General features: G+C 66.6%; 23 protein-coding genes. 9 read left to right on the forward strand and 14 right to left on the reverse strand.

Going from position 1 to position 22,671, the window contains the following annotated elements; all coding sequences use genetic code 11:
- The first annotated feature begins 13 nt into the window (after positions 1–13).
- Positions 14–1,558: an AMP-binding protein gene (locus Rhe02_RS23895; RefSeq protein ID WP_203910567.1), complete on the forward strand. Its 1,545-nt coding sequence runs from the start codon at positions 14–16 to the stop codon at positions 1,556–1,558.
- Entirely contained in the window at positions 1,555–3,027 is a 1,473-nt protein-coding gene (locus tag Rhe02_RS23900) for an MFS transporter (protein WP_203910568.1), read from the forward strand. Before Rhe02_RS23895 ends, Rhe02_RS23900 begins: the two co-directional genes overlap by 4 nt.
- Here the strand turns inward: Rhe02_RS23900 and Rhe02_RS23905 are convergent.
- Positions 3,024–3,611: a TIGR03086 family metal-binding protein gene (locus tag Rhe02_RS23905; RefSeq protein ID WP_203910569.1), complete on the reverse strand. Its 588-nt coding sequence runs from the start codon at positions 3,609–3,611 to the stop codon at positions 3,024–3,026. The two genes, Rhe02_RS23900 and Rhe02_RS23905, sit on opposite strands and share 4 nt — an antisense overlap.
- A 15-nt stretch (positions 3,612–3,626) precedes the next feature.
- Between Rhe02_RS23905 and Rhe02_RS23910 the strand changes: the two genes are divergently transcribed.
- The gene (locus Rhe02_RS23910) at positions 3,627–4,304 is read left to right on the forward strand and encodes an SGNH/GDSL hydrolase family protein (RefSeq protein ID WP_203910570.1); all 678 of its coding nucleotides are present in this window, start codon (positions 3,627–3,629) and stop codon (positions 4,302–4,304) included.
- A complete protein-coding gene (locus Rhe02_RS23915; RefSeq protein ID WP_203910571.1) occupies positions 4,301–4,882 on the forward strand; it encodes a hypothetical protein in 582 nt (193 codons plus the stop codon). The genes Rhe02_RS23910 and Rhe02_RS23915 overlap by 4 nt, the downstream gene beginning before the upstream one ends.
- 16 nt (positions 4,883–4,898) lie before the next feature.
- On the opposite strand, the gene Rhe02_RS23920 is transcribed toward Rhe02_RS23915, so the two are convergent.
- The 12 genes from Rhe02_RS23920 to Rhe02_RS23975 form a co-directional block, all read right to left on the reverse strand.
- On the reverse strand, positions 4,899–5,867 hold the full coding sequence (locus Rhe02_RS23920; RefSeq protein ID WP_203910572.1) for an alpha-ketoacid dehydrogenase subunit beta: 969 nt from the start codon (positions 5,865–5,867) through the stop codon (positions 4,899–4,901).
- On the reverse strand, positions 5,845–6,792 hold the full coding sequence (locus tag Rhe02_RS23925) for a thiamine pyrophosphate-dependent dehydrogenase E1 component subunit alpha (protein WP_203910573.1): 948 nt from the start codon (positions 6,790–6,792) through the stop codon (positions 5,845–5,847). Before Rhe02_RS23925 ends, Rhe02_RS23920 begins: the two co-directional genes overlap by 23 nt.
- Complete coding sequence (locus tag Rhe02_RS23930) at positions 6,782–7,735, reverse strand: methyltransferase (protein ID WP_203910574.1); 954 nt, start codon at positions 7,733–7,735, stop codon at positions 6,782–6,784. Before Rhe02_RS23930 ends, Rhe02_RS23925 begins: the two co-directional genes overlap by 11 nt.
- A complete protein-coding gene (locus tag Rhe02_RS23935; protein WP_203910575.1) occupies positions 7,725–8,516 on the reverse strand; it encodes a DUF3050 domain-containing protein in 792 nt (263 codons plus the stop codon). Before Rhe02_RS23935 ends, Rhe02_RS23930 begins: the two co-directional genes overlap by 11 nt.
- A gap of 10 nt (positions 8,517–8,526) precedes the next feature.
- The gene (locus Rhe02_RS23940; protein ID WP_203910576.1) at positions 8,527–9,429 is read right to left on the reverse strand and encodes a phytanoyl-CoA dioxygenase family protein; all 903 of its coding nucleotides are present in this window, start codon (positions 9,427–9,429) and stop codon (positions 8,527–8,529) included.
- Positions 9,422–10,501: a 4-hydroxyphenylpyruvate dioxygenase gene (gene hppD, locus Rhe02_RS23945; RefSeq protein WP_203910577.1), complete on the reverse strand. Its 1,080-nt coding sequence runs from the start codon at positions 10,499–10,501 to the stop codon at positions 9,422–9,424. Before hppD ends, Rhe02_RS23940 begins: the two co-directional genes overlap by 8 nt.
- A 119-nt stretch (positions 10,502–10,620) precedes the next feature.
- Positions 10,621–11,919 carry a beta-ketoacyl-[acyl-carrier-protein] synthase family protein gene (locus tag Rhe02_RS23950; protein ID WP_203910578.1) on the reverse strand — a complete coding sequence of 433 codons (1,299 nt, stop codon included), beginning with the start codon at positions 11,917–11,919 and terminating at the stop codon, positions 10,621–10,623.
- On the reverse strand, positions 11,916–13,502 hold the full coding sequence (locus tag Rhe02_RS23955) for a class I adenylate-forming enzyme family protein (protein ID WP_203910579.1): 1,587 nt from the start codon (positions 13,500–13,502) through the stop codon (positions 11,916–11,918). The genes Rhe02_RS23950 and Rhe02_RS23955 overlap by 4 nt, the downstream gene beginning before the upstream one ends.
- Positions 13,499–13,975, reverse strand: a complete 477-nt coding sequence (locus tag Rhe02_RS23960; protein ID WP_203910580.1) for a beta-ketoacyl synthase chain length factor — start codon at positions 13,973–13,975, stop codon at positions 13,499–13,501. The genes Rhe02_RS23955 and Rhe02_RS23960 overlap by 4 nt, the downstream gene beginning before the upstream one ends.
- Positions 13,972–14,976 (reverse strand): beta-ketoacyl synthase N-terminal-like domain-containing protein, encoded by a 1,005-nt coding sequence (locus Rhe02_RS23965; RefSeq protein WP_203910659.1) that lies wholly within the window; start codon positions 14,974–14,976, stop codon positions 13,972–13,974. Before Rhe02_RS23965 ends, Rhe02_RS23960 begins: the two co-directional genes overlap by 4 nt.
- A 19-nt stretch (positions 14,977–14,995) precedes the next feature.
- Positions 14,996–15,214 carry a hypothetical protein gene (locus tag Rhe02_RS23970; RefSeq protein WP_203910581.1) on the reverse strand — a complete coding sequence of 73 codons (219 nt, stop codon included), beginning with the start codon at positions 15,212–15,214 and terminating at the stop codon, positions 14,996–14,998.
- Positions 15,214–15,462: an acyl carrier protein gene (locus tag Rhe02_RS23975; protein ID WP_203910582.1), complete on the reverse strand. Its 249-nt coding sequence runs from the start codon at positions 15,460–15,462 to the stop codon at positions 15,214–15,216. Before Rhe02_RS23975 ends, Rhe02_RS23970 begins: the two co-directional genes overlap by 1 nt.
- A 17-nt stretch (positions 15,463–15,479) precedes the next feature.
- On the opposite strand from Rhe02_RS23975, the gene Rhe02_RS23980 reads away from it, so the two are divergent.
- Entirely contained in the window at positions 15,480–16,043 is a 564-nt protein-coding gene (locus Rhe02_RS23980; protein WP_203910583.1) for a 4'-phosphopantetheinyl transferase family protein, read from the forward strand.
- Positions 16,044–16,051: 8 nt separating this feature from the next.
- Here Rhe02_RS23980 and Rhe02_RS23985 read toward each other — a convergent pair whose 3' ends face one another.
- On the reverse strand, positions 16,052–17,386 hold the full coding sequence (locus tag Rhe02_RS23985; protein ID WP_203910660.1) for a class I adenylate-forming enzyme family protein: 1,335 nt from the start codon (positions 17,384–17,386) through the stop codon (positions 16,052–16,054).
- Between the two features lie 363 nt (positions 17,387–17,749).
- Here Rhe02_RS23985 and Rhe02_RS23990 point away from each other — a divergent pair, with 363 nt between their 5' ends.
- The 4 genes from Rhe02_RS23990 to Rhe02_RS24005 all read left to right on the forward strand — a co-directional run bounded on the left by Rhe02_RS23990 (position 17,750) and on the right by Rhe02_RS24005 (position 22,584).
- A complete protein-coding gene (locus Rhe02_RS23990; protein ID WP_203910584.1) occupies positions 17,750–19,000 on the forward strand; it encodes an ATP-grasp domain-containing protein in 1,251 nt (416 codons plus the stop codon).
- Between the two features lie 2 nt (positions 19,001–19,002).
- A complete protein-coding gene (gene lipP1, locus Rhe02_RS23995) occupies positions 19,003–19,926 on the forward strand; it encodes a LipP1 family hormone-sensitive lipase (protein ID WP_203910585.1) in 924 nt (307 codons plus the stop codon).
- 350 nt (positions 19,927–20,276) lie between these two features.
- Positions 20,277–21,335 carry an alpha-hydroxy acid oxidase gene (locus Rhe02_RS24000; protein WP_203910586.1) on the forward strand — a complete coding sequence of 353 codons (1,059 nt, stop codon included), beginning with the start codon at positions 20,277–20,279 and terminating at the stop codon, positions 21,333–21,335.
- Positions 21,328–22,584 (forward strand): aminotransferase-like domain-containing protein, encoded by a 1,257-nt coding sequence (locus tag Rhe02_RS24005; RefSeq protein WP_239124010.1) that lies wholly within the window; start codon positions 21,328–21,330, stop codon positions 22,582–22,584. Before Rhe02_RS24000 ends, Rhe02_RS24005 begins: the two co-directional genes overlap by 8 nt.
- Positions 22,585–22,671 lie beyond the last annotated feature (87 nt).

The following is a 22,671-nucleotide window of genomic DNA, read 5'->3' on the forward strand; positions in this document are numbered from 1 at the left end:
GGGTGACTACACAATGGATGAGCGAAACTATGCGGCGCGCGCGTTGGAACTGTTCGAAGCCTATGGCGATGCGGAGGCCTTGGTCGGCATAGACGGTCGCCGCTTCACCTATGCAGATCTTCGCCGGCGCACGATCACGATGGCGAATGCGCTGTGGCGTCATGGCATCCGTGAAGGCGCGGCGCTGGGCATCCTGGCCCGGCAACCGTCCGAGTCGCTTTTCCTGCAGCTGGCCGCGCACCTGATGGGCTGCCGAACGGCCTGGATCGCCAGCCACACCCCGCCGCGCGCCCGCGACCGGGTGCTGACCCTGGCCAATGTCGACGCCTTCATCTATGACGCGGACATCTTCGCCGAGCTCGGGCCGGAGCTGGCGGCCTATGTCGACGTGCCGGTCTACTGCTTCGGCGGCGGCGGCATCGGGCCGGACCTGGCCGCCGAGCCGCTCACCGACGAGCTGCCGTTCGACCCGCAGACCATCACCACCGAGCCTGAGTCGCTGTTCCAAACCGGTGGCACCACAGGCGATCCGAAGCTGGTGCATCACGGCCATACCTTCTTCCAGGCCCTGCACACGCTTTCGGAGCTCTATCTGGCCAGCGGCGAGCCGCACATCCGCCACCTTCTCGTCTCGGGCACGTGGCATGTCAGCGCGCAGACCGCCTCGTTCATGACCTTCTTCACCGGGGGAACCCTTTTCCTGCACGACGGCATCGAGTTCGAGCCATACCTGCGCACCATCGAGGAGGAGCGGATCACCAGCACGCTGCTGCCCCCTCCCGTGCTCTACCGGGTTCTCGAAGACGAAAACCTGGTGGGCAGGGACATGTCGAGCCTCAGATCGCTCACGGTGGCCGGGGCGTCGACCTCGCCCACCCGGCTGCTGGAGTCGATCGAGCGGTTCGGCAAGTCGGTGCGCATCGTCTACGGCATGAGCGAGTCCCCGTTCATCGCCGCGATGCCTTACGTCGAGTTCGATCCTGAACACCCGCAACGCCTGTCCTCCTGCGGCCTGCCCTATGGCGACGTGAAGGTGGAGATCCGTGACGCCGAGGGCAAGACGCTGCCCGTCGGGCAGACCGGTGAGATCTGGGTTTCCGGCTCCCTTCTCATGAAGGGGTACTGGGGTGAGCCCGAGCTGACCGCCGAGACCCTCGTCGACGGGTGGCTGCGCACAGGCGACGCGGGCCACCTCGACGAGGACGGTTACCTCTATATAGACGATCGCGTCAAAGACATGATCGTCACCACCTACTCCAGCACGAATGTCTTCTGCCGGCCGGTGGAGGACGCGCTTGCCTCCCACCCCCAGGTGCGGGCCGCCGCGGTCATCGGGGTGCCGCACGACATGTGGGGCGAAGCCGTGCACGCCTATGTGGTCACCGTGCCCGGGGCGAGCGTGACCGGCGAGCAGCTGTGCAAGCTGGCAGTAGCCGCGCTCAACAAGGATTGGGCGCCAAAGAGCGTGGACTTCCTCGACGAGCTTCCGCTCACCGTTTCCGGCAAAGTGGACAAGAAGGCGTTGCGCGCCCACTACGACTCCCGGGTGAGCGCATGACTTTTGCGGCCGCCCTGTCGGCTCTGGGCACGCGCATCTCCTTTCTGACCCTGGCCTGGCTGCTGCTGGCCGGGTCGATGAGCCTGCGTGACGTGGCCATTGTCTGCGGCGCGCAACTGCTGGGCTACCTCATCTTCCGGCAGGTGGCCGAGCGTGTTTCGCCGGTGCCGCTGGGGGCCGACCTGTTGAGCATGCTCGCGCTCGGGGCGATCGGTTTCTTCACCGGCAACCTGGTGGCGGTGGCCGCGCTGGCTGGCTGGCTCGGTGCCCTGCGCGGTTTCGGTGACCGCTCCACCGAGCACGCGCTGCCGTCCACAAGCGACACTCCGCGCCGGGAGGGGCTGGCGCGCTTCGGGATGCTGCTGCTCGGGCTGGCGGTCGGGGCGGCCACGATGTGGCTGGGCCCGCTGGCCCTGCTGTGGGCCAACGCAATGATCTTCGCCGTGGCGGCGGCGCTGCGCGTGCTGGCCAAGACCCCCGACGTGCTCGACAGCGAAGCCACCAATGGCGACAACGTCTCCCAGCTTCAATCCGATCCCTTGGTACGCAGACTTGCGGTAACCCTGTTCGCCACCAACCTGTTCGCCCAGGCGGCAGCCGTGGTGCTGGTGGTGGTCTGGGTCAGCGAGGTCACCCGCACCCCGCGGATGCTAGGGCTCGTCGGCGTCGCCTTCGCCCTCGGCCTGCTCGGCGCGGCACTGGCCAACGCGCGTCTGGTGCAAGGCGTTGGGCGCCTGTTCGTGCTGGGCCTCGGTGTGCTCGTGGGCGGTGGGACGCTGCTGGTGATCGGCGGCCGGCCGGCGGTCCTGCTGCTGGTGGTCATCGCCGCGATGGTGGCCGGTGTCGCCACCGCGTCGGTCATCCCGGTCATCGCCACCATGCTGTCCGCGCACGTGCCGGTGTCGCTGCGGTCCCGGGTCGACGGCGCGCTGTCCAGCATCGCCTATCTGGGCATCCCCCTGGGCACGGCTGCCGCTGCCTGGTTCCTGGCCAGACCGCACTCGGTGCCCCTCGCGCTGGGCGCGGCCGCCGCCGTGCTGCTGGTGGCCCTGCTCATTCCGGTGTTCGCCTTCCGCACCTGGCGTCAGCTGTTGCCGGATGCGCCCGTGGTGCTCACCGGAAACGCGAAGCTGCCCGCCCGCCTCACCGTCATGCTGGCCTACGCCAACGGGCAGTGGGTGGTGGAGGTACGCCGCGGCCGCGCGCTGCTCGGCAGCCGCCATCTGGTGCGCTCGGCGGAGGCGCTGAACATGCTCTCGGTCCTGGATGTGCCCGGGGTGCACGACAGCGTGGAGAAGGCGCTGACCGTGGACCAGACCGAGGCCACCCGCCAGGCCGACCGGATGCGCTCGGAGCTGTCGGAGCTGGAGGCGAAGCTGGCCGGCCTGACCGAGATGGTGGAGATCACCGAAACCCACCGCCCACCCAAGCCGAGGGAGAGCACCGACGCCGAGGTCACCTCGACCTAGGGCGCGGCCGTGCGCCATTGCGGGTCGCGGCCGAGGTAGCCCATCAGTCGCTGATCCACCGGCGCGGTGTCGGGCAACGGCACGTGCGCGCCGAAAGGGTCTCCGCTGCCGAACGAGCTTTCGGGCCAGCGCTGCGCTATCCGCAGGCCGTGCTCACACAGCTCACCGTCCAAAGTGGAGTCGACGCCGATCGTTTTGGCGACGTCCCAGCCGTGGGCCAGATAGTCGACCGCGTGCATACGCATGGTGCCGAGGGCGGGAATGAGCCCGTAGCCGAATATCTCGAGGCGATGGTCGGCGAGATCGGGCCGGGCGAAGTCGCGCACCACCAAGGCCGCCGCCTCCCGATAGGTGGCGTAGGGGTCGTCCTCATCGAGCGTGACCTGCTCCCACACGGCCGGGTCGGCGGGCTCGAGCCGGGCCGCGGCGGCGAAGCCACGATGCTGGCCGACCATGTGCCGCAACAGGTCACCCAGCTGCCAACCCGGGCACGGGGTGGGCAGGTGCAGCTGGCCGGGCCGGATCTGGGCCACGATGGGGTCGATCGACTCCAGCACGCGGCGGTCGAATTCACGGGGATCCACCCGCATACTGTATCCATGGCCGTCACCGAAGCGGACGATCCTTTCTGCTTGCGTCCCAATGAGTCTGCGGACCTGGTCGGCAGGCATCCGTGGAAGCGGTTCGCGGTGCTGGGCGACAGCGTGGCGCAGGGGCTGGGCGATTCGGTCCCCGGCTACCCGGATCTGCCGTGGTGTGACCGCATCGCCCACGAGCTGCGCCGGTTTCAGAGCGAGCTGAGCTACTTCAACCAGGGCCAACGTGATCTCAAGGTGGCCGAGGTGCGCGACTCCCAGTTGGCCAAGGCGCTGGCTTTCGCCCCCGACCTGGCTCTGGTGGTGGCGGGTGGCAACGACGCCATGCGCTCGTCCTACGACCCGGATCTGGTCAACGAAACGCTGGCCGCCATCATCCGGCCGCTGCAGGAGACCGGGGCCGACATCATCACGGTGAGCATCTTCGATATTTCGCATGCCCCCGCGTTTCCGGACAAGGCACGCGAGTCCGTCCGGGTGAGGATGGTTCGCTTCGCCGAGCACACGGCCGCGCTCGCGCAACAGCTGGGCACCATCCACGTCTACTGCACCGGGCATCCGGCCGAGCGGGATCCGGCGATGTACAGCGAAGACGGGATGCACGCGAACATGCGCTGCCACCAGATCTGCGCGGCACTGGCCCTCCGCCGGCTCGGAAGTCATCTAAAGTCTCGCAGGTGACTTCCACCCCCGCTTACGTGTCCCGGTTCCGCATAGGCCGGGCCATGCTCGGCCTGATGGCCGCATCGCTCGCGCTCGCCCTGGTCATCCTGTTCGTCGGTGTCTCCGACATGTTCCTGTTCGTGTTGGTCACCGTCGGGTTCACGGTCCCAGCGGTGCTGCTGGTGTTCTTCGGTTCGGCGGCGTTGCTGCGCCGCGCCGGCCTCGTCGTCGACGGCGAAGGCGTCCACATCGGCGGACGGCCACCCATCTACCGCATCACCAGGGGGTTTGTGCCGTGGTCGGCGATCCGGGAAATCTACCTGTTCCGGGTCAACCACGGCGTAATGGTGCTGTCTTACGTCGGCTTTCTGAGCCATGATGGCTCGCTGCTGCTCAAGCCGTACCTGGCGCCTTCGGTCGCGAAAACTATCTGGCACGTGCCGCTCGAGGCTGTTCGGGCCAGCCGGCCAGCCTACGGCTGGCGATTGGACGCGGCCGCGTTCAAGGCGGCGGCAAGCCATTTCGCGCCCGAGGTGATCGTGGTCGACCTCTCGGACACCGCGGTGGTCCAGGCCCAGCTGCGCAACGCCGGCTAGGGCTCGCGGCATTGGGCTAGTCCTTGGCGACCTCGCGGACAGCGGTGACAAGTTGTTCCGCGTCCGGTTGGCAGGCAAGGTCTAGCGCCAGCGCGAAAGGCAGCACGGCCCCGCTGGGACGGGTCACCCGGCGGGGCGGCGCCGTCAGCCGCATCTGCTCGGCCGCGGTGGCAAGGATTTCCCCGGCTATTCCGCAGTGGCGGTTGGAGTCGTCGATGACGACCAGCCGCCCGGTGCGGTTGACCGACTCGGCCAATCCACTCCAGTCAAAGGGATACAGGCTGCGCGGGTCCCAGACCTCCACCGAGATCTCCCCTTCGAGCTGATCGGCCACAGCCAGCGCCGTCTGCACATGATGGCCGACGGCAACCACGGTCACGTCCGAGCCGGGGCGGTGGATCGTGCCAACGCCAAGTGGCACAGCCGAAAGCGTCTCTAGGTCGACATCGTCGCGCACCCCGAGCGAGCCGGCCGGCGCGAAGATCACCACCGGGTCGTCCTCGCGGATCGCCGAGACGAACAGGCCGTAGGCGTCCGCGGGCGTCGCCGGGACCACCGTCTTCACACCGACATGCGCGAAAAGGCCGTAGGGATGGTCGGAGTGCTGTCCGGCCCATCCGGTCTTCGATCCGGAACCCGGGACGAAATAGGTCACCGGAACCCGGGCCTGGCCGCCGGTCATGAGCGAAAACTTGTGCGCCTGATTGGCGATTTGCTCAAAGACCAGGAACAGCAGCGACGGGATCTGGAATTCGATGACCGGCCGCATTCCGGCCAGCGCCGCCCCGGTGGCAAAGCTGGTGAAGCCCTGTTCGGACAGTGGCGTGTCCAGCACCCGCTGCGGCCCGAACTTCGCCAGCAGGCCGGTGGTCACGTTGTTGACGCCCACGCGAATGTCTTCACCCAGCACGAAAACCGACTCGTCGCGGCTCATCTCGTCGATCAGCGCCCGCTGCAGCGCCTTAAGGTAGGACAGCCGAGCCATAGAGATAGTCCAATGCGGTCGAAGGATCCGGGGCAGGGCTTGTGGTGGCGAAGGCTACCGCCTCGTCGAGCAGCGCCTCGATGGCCTCATCGATCGACTCACGTTCGGCTGGGTCAAGCCGCCCGCCCGCGATCTCGACGGGATCGCGCAAACGGCCGCTGACCTCTTCCTCGGCCGGCCTGTACCGCACCCGCGCCTTGTGCTCCCAGGTGTGGTGGGCGTCGAAACGGTAGGTGAGGCACTCCAGGAACGCGGGACCCTCCCCGCGCCGGGCGCTTTCCACCGCCGCCGAGGCCGCTTCGAAAACCACCGCGGCATCCATACCGTCCACTGTGGACGAGGGGATCCCGAACGCGCTCGCGCGTCCGCAAATGGTTCCGGCGACGCTCTCCGACACGGTCAGCGTGGTGGCGTAGCCGTTGTTCTCACAGACGAACAGCACCGGCACCTTCCACAGCGCGGCCAGGTTCATCGCCTCCAGCAGCACGCCCTGGCTCACCGCGCCATCACCGAAGAAGCTGACCGCGACTTTGTCGCCGCCGCCTTGGCGCAGAAAGGCCCACGCCGCACCGGTCGCGATGGCGCCGCCGGCGCCGACGATGCCGTTGGCGCCGAAGATGCCCTTGCTGAAGTCGGCCGCGTGCATCGACCCGCCTCGGCCGCGGTTGAGCCCGGTCACCTTGCCGCACAGCTCGGCCAGCATCCGGATCGGGTCGGCGCCCTTGGCCAGCACGTGACCGTGCCCGCGATGGGTGGAGGTGATGATGTCATCGAAGCGCAGCGCCGCGCACACCCCGGCCGCGATGGCCTCCTGGCCGATGTAGGGGTGGATGCCGCCGATGATGTCGCCCGAGCGCACCAGCTCGACGCAGCGCTCCTCGAAGCGGCGGATCAGCCGCACCATGCGATAGAGGCTAGCTTCCATGCTCGGCCTCCAGCACCCCGTGGCCGGTTCTGGTGACGGCGAACCCGTTGCGTTGCAGCAGGTCTTGGTACTCGGCGGCGGTGCGGTCGCGCCCCTGCAGCGTCACCAGCATCAGCAGGTCGACCGGCCCGCCCGAAGCTTCGCCGAGGAATTCCTCCAGCACCACCAGCCGCCCCCGGGCCGGCATGGCCTCCTTGACCCGCCTCAGGATCCGGCTCGCGTTCTCGTCGTTCCAGTTGTGCAGCACCCGGCAAAGGACATAGACATCACCATTTTCGGGTACCCCGTCGAAGAAGCTGCCTTCCACCAACGTGACCCTGTCCCCCAGCGGCGCCAGCCTCTTTCGGGCCTGCTCGACCGCCGGTCCGAGCTCGAGCAGGATCCCCCGCTGGGTGTCGGCAAGCACCTCCAGCAACAGCCCGCCGTCTCCCCCGCCGACGTCGACAATCGTCACCGCACTGGAGAGGTCGACCTCGGCCAGGCCGGGCGGAACACCCTCGTCGGCCATCGACTCGATGAAAATGCCGGCCGCTTCAGGGTTTTGCGCTAGATAGTCGTAGAACCCGGTGCCGTAGACCTTTTCGAAAGCCGGCCCGTTCCCCGCCACCGTGTGCATGATCTCGGCGAACGATCGGAATATCTCGTCACCCTGCATCAGCGCGTTGAGCCGCACCGAGCCGGGCACCTGAGCGCGCAGCAGCTGCCCGGTCGCGGTGAGCGCGAACGTTCCCGGCTCCGGCTGGGTGAACATGCCCGCGCCGCAAAGCGCCCGCAGCAGCCGGGTCAGCACGACCCGGTCGGCTCCGGTGGCATCGGCGAGCGCGGAGGCGGTGGCCGGACCCTCCGCGATAAGGTCCGGCACACCGAGTTTGCACACCGCATACATCGCCTGCGCTGTCCAGGTGCTGGCGAGGATGCCGAGTAGCTTCTTTCTAGCGAGCATCTTTGATGGCGGTCAGGATGCCGCCCCACAGCTGCTGGCGCGCAGCGAGCGCGGTGTTGACCGTGTCCGCCGCTTCCTGCCACTTGACTTCGTCGTCGCCGCAAAGGTCGGCGAGCATCTGCATCGCCATCGGGGTGTGCTCTTCGCCGTCGACCTCGATGTGGCGCTCCAGGTAGTCCACGAACGTGTCCAGCCGGCCGCCCTCCTTGTTCACCGTGACGACCTGCTGGAACATGTCCGGGATCAGGTCCTCGCGGCCGAAGGCGAACGCCGCCGCCTGGCAGTGCACCGGCGCGGTCTCGATGAACTTCCACGTGGTGCGCACGAACTTGGCGGCCACCCCGGGCACGTCGGCATCGTCGAGCGCGTCGCTGACCGGCACCCCGGCGCGCAGCATGTCGATGAAGGTGTTGATGGTGGCGGTTTTGGCGCCGGCCTGTTCCATCCCCTGGACGTAGAGCTCGAAGTGCGAAATGAACCCGCCGCCGAGCAGGTCGCTCTCCTCCACCAGCACGATGTCGTTGATGAGCCGGCGGCTGCCGGTCGGACCGGTCGGCACCCACGGCACCGTGACACAGGTCAGGTTGCGCTGCAACGACTTGAGCAGCGACATGAAGTCCCACACCGCGAAGACGTGATGCTCCATGAAGGCGACGATCGCTTCGTGGGTGTCGAGGTTGGAGTAGAGCGGATGGGTGATGACCCCGTTCCGCTCGACGCTGATCGCCTCTTTGAGACGCTCGATTCCCGGGTGGGTCTGGCCCCAATCGTAGCGGGACATGCATTTCTCCTTAGTGGGATTCGGACCAGATCACTGGACAGTAGGTGGGGTCTGCGTAGTCTGGCCTGCCGTCCGGGGTCTGCCGGACAAGCACGTCGTGGTTGTACGAGACCACGCTGCCGTCGCTCAGCTCGAAGCGCCGGTACTGGTTGGCCCCGTCCTGGAGGTGGAACGAGATCGCGCGCCGGGGTCGGTCGCTGCGATTGGCCCCACTGCCGTGATAGGTGCGGCAGTGGTGGAAACTCATGTGGCCCTTGGGGATAATCATCGGGATCTTACGGACGTCGGTGTTGTTGAACTCCGCGTTGCGGGCGAGCTTCTGTTCGAGGTCCTCGTTGTCGCGCTCGGCGAAGTGCTTCACCGTGGTGTCGTCGCTGCCCGTTTCCTTCCAGGCATGGCTCCCGTCGACCATGGTGATGGTTCCCATCTGCTCATCGCAGTGGTGGAACGGTATGAAGGCGGTGAGCATGTTCTCCGACGTGCACGACGACCAGTAGTGGCGGTCGAAGTGCCACGGCACGACGTTGCTCGGCTCGTTCGGTTTCGGCGGCTTGTAGATGAGCGTGGATTGGAAGATACGCATCTCGTCGGCGCGGGCCAGGCGGGCCGCGACCGCGCCGAGCACCGGCTTGCGCAGGATCCGCGCGATGGCGTCGCTCTCGTAGTGCACGTAATCGTTGTGGCGTTGGACCGCGCCGTGTGCGGGCTCCCAGTAGGCCAGCTTGGGCGGGCGCAGCGGCAGCTCGCGGTCGCGCTGCCCGGCGTAGAAACGCTCACTGGCCTCGGCGAGCTCGTCCACCTCGTCGTCGGTGAACAGCTTCCTGGTCAGGTACCAGCCGTGCTCGCTGTAGAACGCCACCTCCTCCGCGGTGGGAAGCAGCTCGCGCTCTTCCTCAGACAGCTTCTCAAGCATTGGCACCTCCGGTCGCCATGGCCAGCTCGCGCTCCTTGGCCTCGTAGAGCGCCTTGATGTTGCTGGTCCCAAATGTCAGAGCCCCGTGCCGCTCGATGAGCTCAAGGAAGAGCGTTCGGCGGATGTGCATGGACTGGGTGAAGATCTGGTACATCTGCCCCCAGTGGTCCTGGTCGACCAGAACCGCGTGCTTGCGCAACTGGTCGATTGGTACGTCTACGCTTGACAGCCGCTGCTCAAGGGAGTCGTAGTAGCTGCCCGGGGTGCTCAGGAAGCCGACCCCGCGCTCGGTGAAGGTGCTGACCGCCTTGATGATGTCGTTGGTGCGGAAAGCTATATGCTGCACGCCCGCCCCGGCGTGCCAGCTGAGGAAGTCGTCGATCTGACCGGGACGCCGGTTGGTGTCCGGTTCGATCAGCGTGAAGGTGACATCGCGCGATGGGCTTTGCACCACCTTGGAATCCATGCCCTGGCCGCCCACTTCGATGTACTCCTCGAAGGTCTCCTGGAAGCCGAAGACCTCCTGATAGAACTTCGACGTACGGTTCAGGTCCCCCGACGGCACGCAGATCGCAAGGTGGTCGATGACCTGCAGCAGGCCGTCATCGCGTTCTGGTGACACGATTTCCTCGATGCCCGGCAGCCAGAATTCCTTGTCGTTCTCCCGCTGCACCAGGCGATGGGTCACGTCGCCGAAGCCGGAGACCGACGCGGCGCTCAGGCAGCCGTGCTCCTCCAGCTCATGGGTCTGTGGCGCCGCCAGCCCGGCCGCGCCCCGGCCGACCACGTCGTCGTAGAGGGCGGCGGCATCCGAGGTGGCCATGCCGATGACGGCAACTCCGTCGCCATGGCGGCCAACGTATTCGGTCGCCGGGTGTCCGCTCACCAGCCCGGTGGTCAGTACCAAGTTGATGTCCCCGTGTTGCAGCAGCAACGAACGCTGATCTGGCAACCCGGTCTGCGGCCCGCCTTGACCACGAATCCGGAATCCGAACGCGGTGCACATGAAGTAGGCCGTCTGACGGGCATCGCCGACGTAAAACTCTAGGTGGTCTACCCCGAGTATGTTCATCTGAACCTACCTATTCGTCGATTCTCCGCCCTGCCGTTTTTGGGTGCAAAAAGGTAGGGAGTGATGCCCCGTTGGTTCGGCGCATAGATCAGCGCCAGTGAGCCCTGCCGTATAAAAAACTAGTTAAGCATTTGAAAACTATCAATGGTCTGTTCAGTCTGATTGAAGCGATTCCGCTTGGTCGCCGGCGGGCCCACGATGAGGCTTACGTTGTGACCACCGAACCCGAACGAGTTTGATAGGGCTAGCTCGATTTTTTCGGTTCGGGCCGAACCCCGGATATGAGGCAAATCGCAGGCCGGATCCGGGTCGTCCAAATTGTGCGTTGGCGGCAGCACTCCGCGTCCGACAGCGACGATGCTGGCGGCGGCTTCGACCACCCCCGAGGCGCCGAGCATGTGCCCGGTCACCGCCTTGCTGGAACTCACCGGCGGCAGGTCCTGGCCGAAGACCTGCCGGATGGCAAGGGTTTCCGCCGCGTCACCAAGCTTGGTGCTCGTGGCGTGGGCGTTGAGGTAACCGATGTCCCGCGGTTCTACGCCGGCGTTTCTCAGCGCTATCTTCATAGCCTGAGCCTGGCTCTCGCCGTCGGGCCGCGGTGTTGTCGGATGATGGGCATCGGTGGTCATGCCCCAGCCGAGCAGGGTGGCGTAGGCCGCCCGGCCACGCCCGTCGGCGTGGTCGGCCCGCTCCAGCACGAACACTCCGGCCCCCTCGGCCAGCACCAAACCGTTGCGGCGCATGTCAAAGGGGCGGCTGCCCAGGGTGGGCGTGTCGGCCCAGCCCTTGGCGAGCGCACGGGTGTTGTTGAAGGTATCGGCCAGCGTGGGGAACAGCGGCGCCTCGGAACAGCCGCACACCACCACATCGGCGTCGCCCGCACGCAGGATCCGGATCCCCTCGGCGATCGACTGGGCGCCGGCCGCGCACGCCGTGCCGATCGAGGAGCTGTACCCGCGAAGGTTGTGTTTGATGGCCACCCGCGCGGCGCCCATGTTGGGCAGCATGCCGGGCAACAGGTACGGGCTCACGCCCATGCGGCCCTTCTGCGTGCGCAGCACCACCTGTGCCTCCAGCGACGCCAGCCCGCCGGTGCCGGAGACGACGCTGGCCGCCCTATACGGGTCGACATCACGCCCCACCACGAGATCCGCGTCGGCCATAGCATCTGCCGCGGCGACGAGCGCCATGACGATGTAGCGATCGATGGTGCGCGCCTCCGGGCCGGGCATGACACTTGCCGGGTCAATGGGTTCAGAAGCGCCCATAACCTCGAGCGAGCCGTATGCCGGGTGGCCTTCGGGTGGAGTCACGAGCCCGGATTTCCCACTGCACAGCGCTTCAAACACCTCGTCCAGGTGACGCCCGACCGGCGTCACCAAGCCGATCCCGGTGACGACAATCTCCTCGCCGGTCATGCCGCCACCCCCGCCAAGTGGCGTTGCCGCATCAGGAACTTGCGCACCTTGCCGGTGGGCCCGGTGACGATGTCGTCGTCGGTGACCGTCACCACCTGCCGCAGCGTGGCCGCGACATGCTCGTCGAGCGAGTCGCGCACCGCCGCGAACCGGTCCGCCTCCGGATCGGCGTCGTCGGCCAGCAGCAGCAGGACATCGCTGATGACCTGACCGTCGACGGTGATGGCCACCACGGTGCAGTCGCGAATGTCGGGGTTGCGGGCCAGGATCCGCTCCTCGGACATCGAGGTGTAAAGGAAGTGACCGTTTCCGAGGTCGACCGAGTCCACCGCGCGATCCATGTGGTAGTAGTAGCCCTCTTCGTCGCGGTACATGAGGTCGCCGGTCAGGTAGTAGCCGGCGAAACGGGTGCGGTAGGTCTGCACCGAGTCGTTCCAGTAGCCCAGCGCGAGCGTGGGCGACTTGAGCCCGAGGTGCCCGACGACCCCGACCGGAAGCTCGTCGCCGGTCTGCATGTCCAGGATGCGCACATCGGCGAAGACGTGTGGCTTGCCGACACACCGGCCGTAGCGGCTGGTGTCCGACCGGTGTCCAATGTGGAATGCCGAGTGACCCATCTCGGTGGAGCCGATGCCGTCGTAGAACGTCGATCCCGGCACGGTCACCCGGCCCTGCGGGGTCACCGTCACGTGGCTGCCGACCGCCACCAGGCGGCGGATGTGCGCCTCATGCGCGCAATCGCCGGTGTTGAACCAGATCGCCACCGACGACATGTCCCGTTTGGTCAGGTCGTAGCGTGCCATTTCGGCCCAGGTCACCGCGAAACCGAAGACACCGGTGGGTTTCCAGCTTTCGATGGCATCGATAATCTTGCTGGCATCGTCCTGGGTGGACAGGAACAGCAGCTCTGCCCGGTTACACAGCGCCTGGTTGACGGTGAGGATGCCCGCCGTGTGCGGTGCGGGCAGGGCGCTGAGCACCCGCTCGGTGCCCTGTGCCCTGGGTCCGGAAAGGCGGATCCGGCGGGTCGCGGCGAACAGGCTGCCGTGGGAGTGCACGACTGCCGTCGGCATTCTCGTGGTACCCGACGAATGGGTTATGGCTATTGGGTCTTCCTGGTGGTGGCGGTAGGGCCTGGGCGCTGCGGAAGGGTCACCCGCGCCAAGGGACGCGGCATCCCAGTCGCTGCCGGAAAGGCGGTGCACCGGATCGGTGATCACTGCGGTGGCGCGCAGCTTCTCCACATAGAGCACCGCGATGTCCAGTGGCATGTTCGGGTTCATCAATGCCGGGATGGCCCCGAGGCGGCACAGCGCCATGAAGTTGAGGAAGCAGTCGGCGGCCGAGCTGACGTAGACCGCCACCGGATCGCGTTGCTTGACTCCCAACGCCAGCAGCGATGTCACGCGGGCGTTGACCCGCTCATCGAGCTGGCCCAGCGTGAGCAGGGTGCCGATGCCATCGACGTCGGTGTCGAATTCGATTCCGGGCCCACTCGGGTCGGCGCCGTGCTCGAGCAGCCGGGTCACCACATTGGCCGCCCCCAGCTCGGGGTCGGCGGCCAGGATGGCTCGAAGGTTCATACCGCTCCTTTCACCAGCACCGCGCGAGCGGTGTCACGCTCGCCTACGGATGTCGCCTGTTCCACAGAAATGATCAGTGCCTGATGCGCGTCGCCATCAAGGAAGAGAAGGTCGGCCACAGCCAAGCCCTCGGCAAGGTCCGGCTCGGCGGGGCTCAAGCAGACCACCGGGCCGCGCAGGTCCCACTTGGCCGCGATGTAGCCGGCGATCGCGTTGGGAACGGCTTGGAAGAACAGCAGCGGGCCGGGACGGATGCCGCCGTCCACGGCCCGCGCGGTCGCCTGCGCCGTGGCGAGATCGCCGGTGGAGCTGACGATGATGACGGCCGTCTCCGCGATCGGCTCGGCCGATTGCAGGCAGCGCCGGGCCACCTCGGCGGCCAGCGGGCTGAACGTGGACTCCACGAAACCCGCTACGGCCGGCAAGGTGTCCCCTTCGGAGGTGGGCCAGCGTCCCTCGGCGAGCGTGATCACGGCGCACCCACGATCAGGGCGGTGTTCGCGCCGCCGAAGGCGGAGTTGAGCGAGAGCGCATAGCGCGGCTTGGCTGGCAGCGGCTCGTCGACGATGAGGTTCACCGCACAGCCCGGGTCGGGCTCCAGGAACCCGGCGGTGGGCGGCAGCTGACCCTCACCCATCGCCAGCACCGTGGCGATCAGCTCGACCAGCGCCGAGGCTTCCAGCGACTGCCCGTGCAAGGACTTGGTGGAGCTGACCGGGGCCGCGCCGGCCCGGCTCAGCTGCAGCGCGTTCGCCTCGGCCGCATCGCTTTGCGGCGAGCCTGAGCCGTGGGCGTTGACATATCCCAGCTCGGCCGGGCCTATACCGGCTCGGCGCAGCGCGGACGAGATGGCTCTAGCCAAACCCGAGCCGTCTGGGCGAGGTTGCACTACGTGATAGGCGTCCCCGGCGCGGCCCCAGCCCCTGATCCAGCCCAGGGGTTCGCGTGTGGTCGTGCTGCCTGCCTCCAGCACGATCGCGGCCACGCCGTCACCGAGCAGGATTCCCTTGCGCCCGAGACTGAACGGGCGCACCGCCTCATCCACGGCCAGCGCCCGGCCGGCGTCGAAGAGGGCGAATTGGTCCGGCTCGACCAGATATCCGGCAGCGACCACCGCGCGGGAGACGAACCCGTGCGCGATCGACGCCGCCGCATCGGCCATCGCCTGGGAAGCCGCCACACACGCGCTGGTATAGGTGCGTGCCTGGGGGAAAAGCCGGCCCGCGAAGTGATCCCGCGCCGGCTCGCCATGAATGGCCAGGTGCAGATTTTCCGGCGGCTCGCCGTCGCACGCTTCGGCGATGACTTCGGTCAGCAGCGATCGCAACGATGGCGCGCCCGGCATGGTCGCCGCGACACCGACCCGGCGCGCGCTCACATCGAAGCGCGACACCGGGCCGAAAGCGGGCTTACCGGAAAGAACCCCCTGCAACAGGGCTTCGCAGCCGTGGCCATAGGCGCTGGCCACCGCCATCGAGGTGATCGCCACTGACTCAGCCACCGGTGAGCACCTTGTTCAGCACCGCCAACGAACCGTCCACAGTGGACATTTCGGCGAGGGAGTCGTCATCGAGGTCGAGCACCACGCCATGGCGCTGCTCCACCTGGTGGATAAGCCAGGCCAGCTCGAGGGAGTCGATGCGCTCGCGGACCTGGTCGGCCGTGCGGTCGCCATAGGTCGCCAGCATCGCGATCACCTCTTCGCGTGTCATTACGCAGCCGACCGCGCAAGGATGGCGTCAGCGAACTCACCCACGGTCATGCCGGCCATCTCCTCAGCTTCCTCATCGGCGAACTTCACCCCGAACTCGTCCTCCACACGGACCGCAAGCTCTGCCACGGCAAGGGATTCGAGGTCGATGCCGGCGCTGCCCAGCGGGGTGTCGGCATCGACGTCGTCGACCGGATAGTTCATGGCCGCGATCGCTTCAATGACGAACTGGCGCACATCGGTCCTCATCTGGTGCACTTCCTTTCATGGGGTGGGACTGCATCACGGTGCTGTGCAGCAGCGAGCCGGGCGACCAGCGGGCGCTGGCCCGCCGGCTGATCGTCGAGGCCGCCGCGGAGCTGGGGGTGCGGGCGCAGGTGCGCAGCGAGGCCTCCGGCCAGCCGGTGATCTCCGGCTCGCCGCGCCCGCTGCACGTCTCCATCACGCACACCCGCGGTCTGGTCGCCGTCGCGGTGACCGGCCTGGGGGCGGTGGGCCTCGACGCGGAACCGCTGCGCCAGCTCGACGCGATTCCCTTGGCCGCCAAGTGGTTCAACGCCGCCGAGGTGCGATGGCTGGGCGAGGTCGAGCCCGGCGCCCGCTCCACCGGCTTCCTGCAGCTGTGGGTGCGCAAGGAGGCCGTGGGCAAGGCGCTGGGCCACGGGCTGCGCCGGCACGGGCTGCGCCGCGAAGTGCCACTGCCGCAGGAGCCGGAGCGGATGGCGCCCGTGCCAGGGCTCGAGCCGCTCGCGGTCACCGCACAGCTGTGGCAGGGCGGGCATCTGCTCGGCATAGCCTGTGCGATCCAGGCCCCCATCCTGCTGCGCTGACTGAAGCTTCATTTCGCGGTCTTCAACACGGATTGGGCGCGGACCAGCTTTCCGGTGGCTGTTCGCGGAAGCTGCTCCACGAAGTGGATCACTTTAGGCCGTTTGTAGGCCGCAAGCCGTTGTGCCAAAGCGGCTTCCACCTCACCGGCCTGGTCGGGGTCGGGCACCACGGCGTAGGCCTCTATTCCGCCGTCGTAGACAACGACCGCGGCCTGCACCCCGGGCAACGCGGCGAGCGTGTGTTCCACCTCGGTCAGGTCCACCTTGAGGCCACCGACCGAAACCTGTGAGTCGAGCCGGCCGTGCACGGTGACCAATCCGGTTTGCGGCGAGACCGTTCCCGCATCCTTGGTACGAAGCCAGCCGTCGACCCAGCGCGTTGGGTCGGTCAGCCCGATGTAGGGCGACTCCGGCATGGCGATGAGCAGCTCGCCTTCGTCCTCGCGCACGGTGATCCCGGGCGCGGGCATGATCGAAGGCCGGTTCTCGCCGAACAAATCGGTGCCGATTACGCCGACCTCGGTCATCCCGTACATGTTGCCCAGCGGCACCCGATAGCGATCGGTGAACCGCTGGTACACCTCGGCTCGCACCAGCTCGCCGCCGGTAGTCATCCGCTTGAGCTGGGGCAGCGCGGGTGGGTTTTCCACCGAGGCGAGCAGCTCGATGTGGAAGGGCACCCCGATGATGCTCGTGGGCTTGTCGCTGGCGGCGATCAGCTTGAGGATCGAGTCGACGGTCAGCCGCTCCGGGATGGCCAGCTCAACCCCCGCGTGCAGGCAGTAGAGCAGCCCGCCGACCAGACCCAGCACGTGCACCACCGAGGCGAGAAGCACCACCCTCTCGCCGGGTTTGGGCACGCCATCGATCTTGGTGTAACGCTCGATCTCCTCGATGAGGCTCTGTGCCGTCCGCGCGATCACTTTCGATGGCCCCGTCGAGCCGGAACTGAGCTGCACCACCGCGTGCGCGGTGGCCGCGGGGCTGCCTTCGCGCGCCTCGGCCACATCTGTCACCTGGTAGAAGGCCCTAAGCCCGCCCGGGATAGTGCCTTGCGCCGAGACCACGACCTGAGGATCGAGCCGCTCCAGAGCGCGGTCCACCTCGTAGGCGGTCAGACGATGGTCCAAAAGCGACACTTGCGCGCCAATTCGCCACGCCGCCAACAGATTGGCGACGTAGGCAAGCGACGGCGGGAGCCGCAGCGCCACCGAGCCGCCCGCTTTGAGGCCGAGCGACTCCAGCACCACCTGGCGCTGGGCGACTTCTTCCCGCAAAAGGGCACAGCTGATGGGCTCTCCAACGTTCAAGGAAATTTCACTGTCAGAGCCAGACAGTAACATCCCGTCGATCCACGCGCTCATGGTGATCCTGCCATCACTAATCGCTGTGTCTCCCCCGGTGTTCGGAATGTACTGTCCTATCGAGGCACTTGCAATAGTCTCTTGACCTTGCGCGCCAATTGAATCGAGTATTTCCAATGAAACTCTCGAAGGTTTGTTTACAGAAGACGTTTGGCGAGGCAGGTGACGGCGGTGGTGGGTCTTGAAGATATCCGTGTTCATCAATTAATGCGGTCTGCGGATCGTATGGAATGGCCGATATCTGACTCAATGAATATGCAGGTATGTCCGCAATGGAGATGTTTCTCTATTCTTTGGCACGCGGTAATCTGACCAGCCATGGAACGTAGCCATCATCTTCTAATGGTCGGCCCCGATCATCAGGCGCTGGAGGCGATCCAGAAGCACGATGTCGAGGTCACCGCGCTGCTGGGCGGCAACGCCAAGGACATCGGGCTGCCCATCCCGCCCGGGCGCACCCGGCTGGTCTTCACCGATGACCCCAAGAGCATCGACAGTGCGCTGAATTGCCTTTACCGCAACGGGCTCGAAACATTCGACGCCGTCTACGCCCACGACGACACGACCGTCATGACCGCCGCGGTGCTCGGCCAGGTGCTCGGCGCGCGCGCCATCCACCCCCGGACAGCCGCGCTGTTTCGCGACAAATTCCTGCAGAAACAGGTGCTCGCCGCGGCGGGGATCATCGTCGCGCGCAGCGAGCTGATCGAAGACATCCGGGACCTGCCCGCCGGCTGGGAGCTGCCCTTCGCCAAGGCGGTGGTCAAACCCGTTGCGGGCCAGGCGACCCAGACCACCTATGCGGTCACCAGCACCGCCGAGGTGCGGCGGATCAGCCGGGAATGCAAGGCCAAGGCGATCCCCTCGCGCACCTTCGTCGTGGAGGAGTTCGTCGAGGGCGAGGAGTGGTTCGCCGACGGCGTCGTCTCCGACGGGCGGGTGCGCTTTGTCAGCCTTGGCCGGTATGCCAAAAACTGCCTCGACGCGGTCGCCGAGCACAGCCCGGTGCGCACCCTGTGCCTGGACCCGGTGACCGACAAGGCTTTCTACGACCTGGCCGGGCCGGTGGTGAACCAGGCGCTGGCCACGCTGGGCCTGGGCTACGGCGTCTTTCATATGGAGCTGTTCTATGACGGCGCCCGGCTGGCGTTCAGCGAATGCGCGGCGCGGCGCGGCGGCGGGCCGATCAGCGATCAGGTGCGGCACAAGTTCGGCGTTGACCTGGCCGCGCTGAGCGTGCTTTCGCAGCTGCAACCGATCGGCGACATCGCCGTCGAGCCGGTGGAGGGCTCGATCGGGTCGGCCTTTCTGCCCACGGTGGAGGGCACCCTGCTCGACCATCCCAGCGTCGCCGATCTGCTCGCCCAGCCCGATGTCATCAACGCGCGCATCTTCGTGCCCAAGGGGCTTCGCGCCGCGCCCACCGGAGGCAACACCTTCGGGCGGATGGGCGAGTTCACGGTACACACCAAGTCATGGGAAGAAATGGTTCGCCGGCTCGATGAGGTTTCGGCGTGGTTTGCGGCGAACACCAAGGTTTTGCCGCTGACCTCCACCATGCGCGAGCTTCGATCCCTCAATCTCGGAGGCTGACCATGCCGTTGCACCCCCAGGTCCGGGCCATGCGCGAGCGCCGCAAGCAGGAGCACGTGCCTCAGCTCTACACGCTTTCCGTCGACGAGGCGCGCGCCCTTGACCTCGCCTCGATTCAGGCCGCTTCCGGATCGGTCGAGCAGGTGGCTTCGGTGGCCGACAGCACCATTGACGGTCCGGCGGGCCTGCTGCCGGTGCGGCTCTACCGCCCGATCCTGGACAAACCGCTGCCCGTGCTCGTCTACTTCTTCGGCGGCGGCTGGACCCTGGGCAACCTCGACACCTCCGACGCGGTGTGCCGCACCCTGGCCAACGCGAGCGGCTGCGCTGTGCTGGCCGTCGGCTATCGGCTCGCTCCCGAGCACAAATTCCCGGCCGCCGTGCACGACTGCTACGCGGCCACGGTATGGGCAAGCTCCAATTTGGACGCTCCGTTGATCGCGGTCGGTGGCGACAGCGCAGGCGGCAACCTGGCCGCCGCGGTCACCCTGCTCGCCCGCGACGAGGGCCTCCCGCTCGCGGCCCAGCTGCTGGTCTATCCCAATACCGACTATCTGTCCGACACCCGGTCCCTGCACGACGGCGACGACCCTTATCTGTTCAACAAAACCTCAGTCGCCTGGTACTGGAACAACTACCTCGCCGCCGACGACGACGGCCGCAACCCGCTTGCCTCTCCCCTGCGCGCCCCGTCGGTCAAGGGCCTGCCGCCGGCGCTGATCATCACAGCCGAATACGACCCGCTGCGCGATCAGGCCGAGCAATACGCCGACCGCCTCAGCGAAGAGGGCGTGCCGGTCAAACTTTCCCGTTATGAGGGCATGGTGCACGGTTTCTTCTGCATGGCCGGGGATCTGGCCGCCGGAGCACAGGCACAGGCCGAGGCGGCCCAGTTCCTCAGAACCCATCTCGCCGGGATCAGTTAGCCCAGATCGCTTTGATAGCACCGGAGACCGGAGCGCAGCCGTCGCCGCGCCCCGGTCCAGTGTGGTAAGTAGGTGTTACTCCAGGCTGGTCGCAACCTCGCGGGCGACCTCCTTGGCGACCTCCTTGGCAACTTCGGACATGACATACCTCCCTTCCAAGCACGCGTATGACCACTGGGGAACCCCGCTAGCGACCATGGCGCGTCTCGCGCGCGACGCGACTCGCTCGCCCTTGGAGCCTAACGTTCAAACTTTCTCCAGTGAAGCATCCGCATGGGTGATCATCGAGGAATAGCCACTCTTCGTTCACACTATTGCCAGCGACCGAAGGCGGCTCTAGCGTTGGGCCGGTGCCCCACCTATCCGTTGACGATTACGCCATCGCAGCTCGCGAGCTTGTCGACAGCAAAGTATGGGACTTTGTCTGCGGTGGCGGCGGAGCCGAAATCACGCTTGCCGCCAACCGTCACATCTTCGACACAGCGATGATTCGCCCGAGGATATTGGTAGATGTGTCCATATGCGACACCTCCCGCCTGCTTTTGGGTGATCGATGGCCTTCGCCCATTGGCATAGCGCCCACGGCGTACCACACCCTGCTGCACCCCGAAGGCGAGCTGGCTACGGCGCAGGGGGCTAACGGCGCGCCAATGGTGGTAAGCATCTTCGCCGGCCAGCCCCTGGAGGAGATCGCGAAACGGGCCACCGGCCCGCTGTGGCTTCAGCTCTACTGGTTGCAGCGCCGCGATGTCATGACAAGTCTCGCCAAACGCGCGCATGACGCAGGCTTTCGGGCACTCATGCTCACCGTGGACGCACCCCGGATCGGACGCCGGCTGCGCGACATGCGCAACGGCTTCGCCATCCCGCCACACATTCAAGCGGTCAACCTCGACGAGACGGTGATGGCCGCGACCCACCAGCCCGATGGCATAGCCAAACACGCCGCCCTCACCTTCGATCAGCGGGTCACGTGGGCAGATCTGGCCTGGCTCAAGAGTTTGACCGACCTGCCGCTGGTGCTCAAAGGGGTGCTGACCGCCGAGGACGCCGCGCTCGCCGTGGAACATGGCGTCGACGCGATCGTGGTTTCCAATCACGGCGGCCGGCAGCTCGACGGCGCCGTTCCGGCCATGCGCGCCCTGCCGGAGGTGGTGGCGGCCGTGGACGGGCGCTGTCCGGTACTGGTCGACGGTGGGATACGCCACGGCCGCGATGTGTTCGTGGCGCTGGCGAGCGGGGCGAGCGCCGTCCTGATCGGCAGACCGGTGCTGTGGGCGCTGGCAGCCGGCGGCGCGAGCGGCGTCGGGGAGCTGCTGAGCCTGCTCAATGCCGAATTCGAGCACACCATGGCGCTGGCCGGCCGGCCCCGCGCCGAGGAGATAACGCGGAGCGCCCTATATGGTTGAGCTGATCAAAGAAGCGTTGCACGTGTCGGTGAGCGATCCCGTTGCCACGTCGATGAATTTTCTCAACGAGGTGGCCGGCCGCTATCCGGAGGCGATATCGCTGGCCGCCGGTCGCCCCTACGAAGGCTTCTACGAGGCCACGGATATCACCAGATACATTGATATCTATCTGGAATATCTTCGGGAACGCGGGGTGGATCCGCGCCGCGCCCTGATGCAATATGGCCGGACCAACGGGCAGATACACGACCTCATCGCCCGGCTGCTCGCCACCGACGACGGGATTGTCGTTGCGCCCGAGGCGATCGCGGTGACCGCCGGCTGCCAGGAGGCGATGGTCATCGTGCTGCGCGCCCTGTGCGCCGGCCCCGGCGATGTCCTGCTGGCCATGTCGCCCTGCTATGTCGGCATCACGGGAGCGGCCCGGCTCGTCGGCATCGAAGTCGTCCCCGTGCCCGAACATGAAGGGGCGCAAGGAGTCGCCCGAGTCGCTCGGGAGGTGCGGGCGATCGGCAAGAATCCTCGGGCGCTTTATCTGGTACCAGACTTCAGCAACCCCGGTGGAGATTGTCTCGATCTGCCCGAGCGCCACCGGCTGCTGGAGATCGCGCAAGCCGAGGATCTCCTGATCCTCGAAGACGATCCCTACGGCCTGTTCGGTTTGGACGACCGGGAAAGGCCCAAGCTCAAGGCGCTGGACACGCAGCAGCGGGTCATCTATCTGGGCTCGTTCGCGAAGTCGTGCTTTCCGGGCGCACGCGTCGGCTTCCTCGTCGCCGATCAGACCGTCGTCGACGCCAGCGGCGGGCGCACTCTGCTAGCCGACGAGCTGTCGAACATCAAAAGCATGTTGACCGTGAACACCTCTCCGGTCAGCCAGGCGGTCATCGGCGGCGTTCTCCTCGAGTCCAAGTTCAGCCTGCGGGCCGCGAACAAAGCCAAAATCGAGTTCTACCGCCAGAACCTGCGCGCCTTGCTCTCCGCCTTGCAAGAGCACATGCCGGCCGGCATCACCTGGAACACTCCGGCGGGCGGATTCTTCGCGGTGGTACAGGTTCCGCTGGTGGCCGACGAGAAGCTGCTGGAAATTTCCGCCTCCGAGTACGGCGTGCTGTGGACGCCGATGAGTTTCTTCTACACCGGCGGCGAGGGCTCACACTCGCTGCGCCTGTCGTGCAGCTACCTGGACCAGGCTCAGATCGAAGAAGGGGTGCGCCGGCTGGCTCGCCTCATCGGCGAAAGGCAATAGGCCGAAAGCCGGTAAAGCCGGATCACGTCGGGCGCCCAGGCGAGCCAACGAGCGCATACAATGTTTCAAACACATTTCTTCAATCCC

It is taken from the genome of Rhizocola hellebori, from assembly GCF_016862955.1.
Lineage (GTDB): Bacteria > Actinomycetota > Actinomycetes > Mycobacteriales > Micromonosporaceae > Rhizocola > Rhizocola hellebori.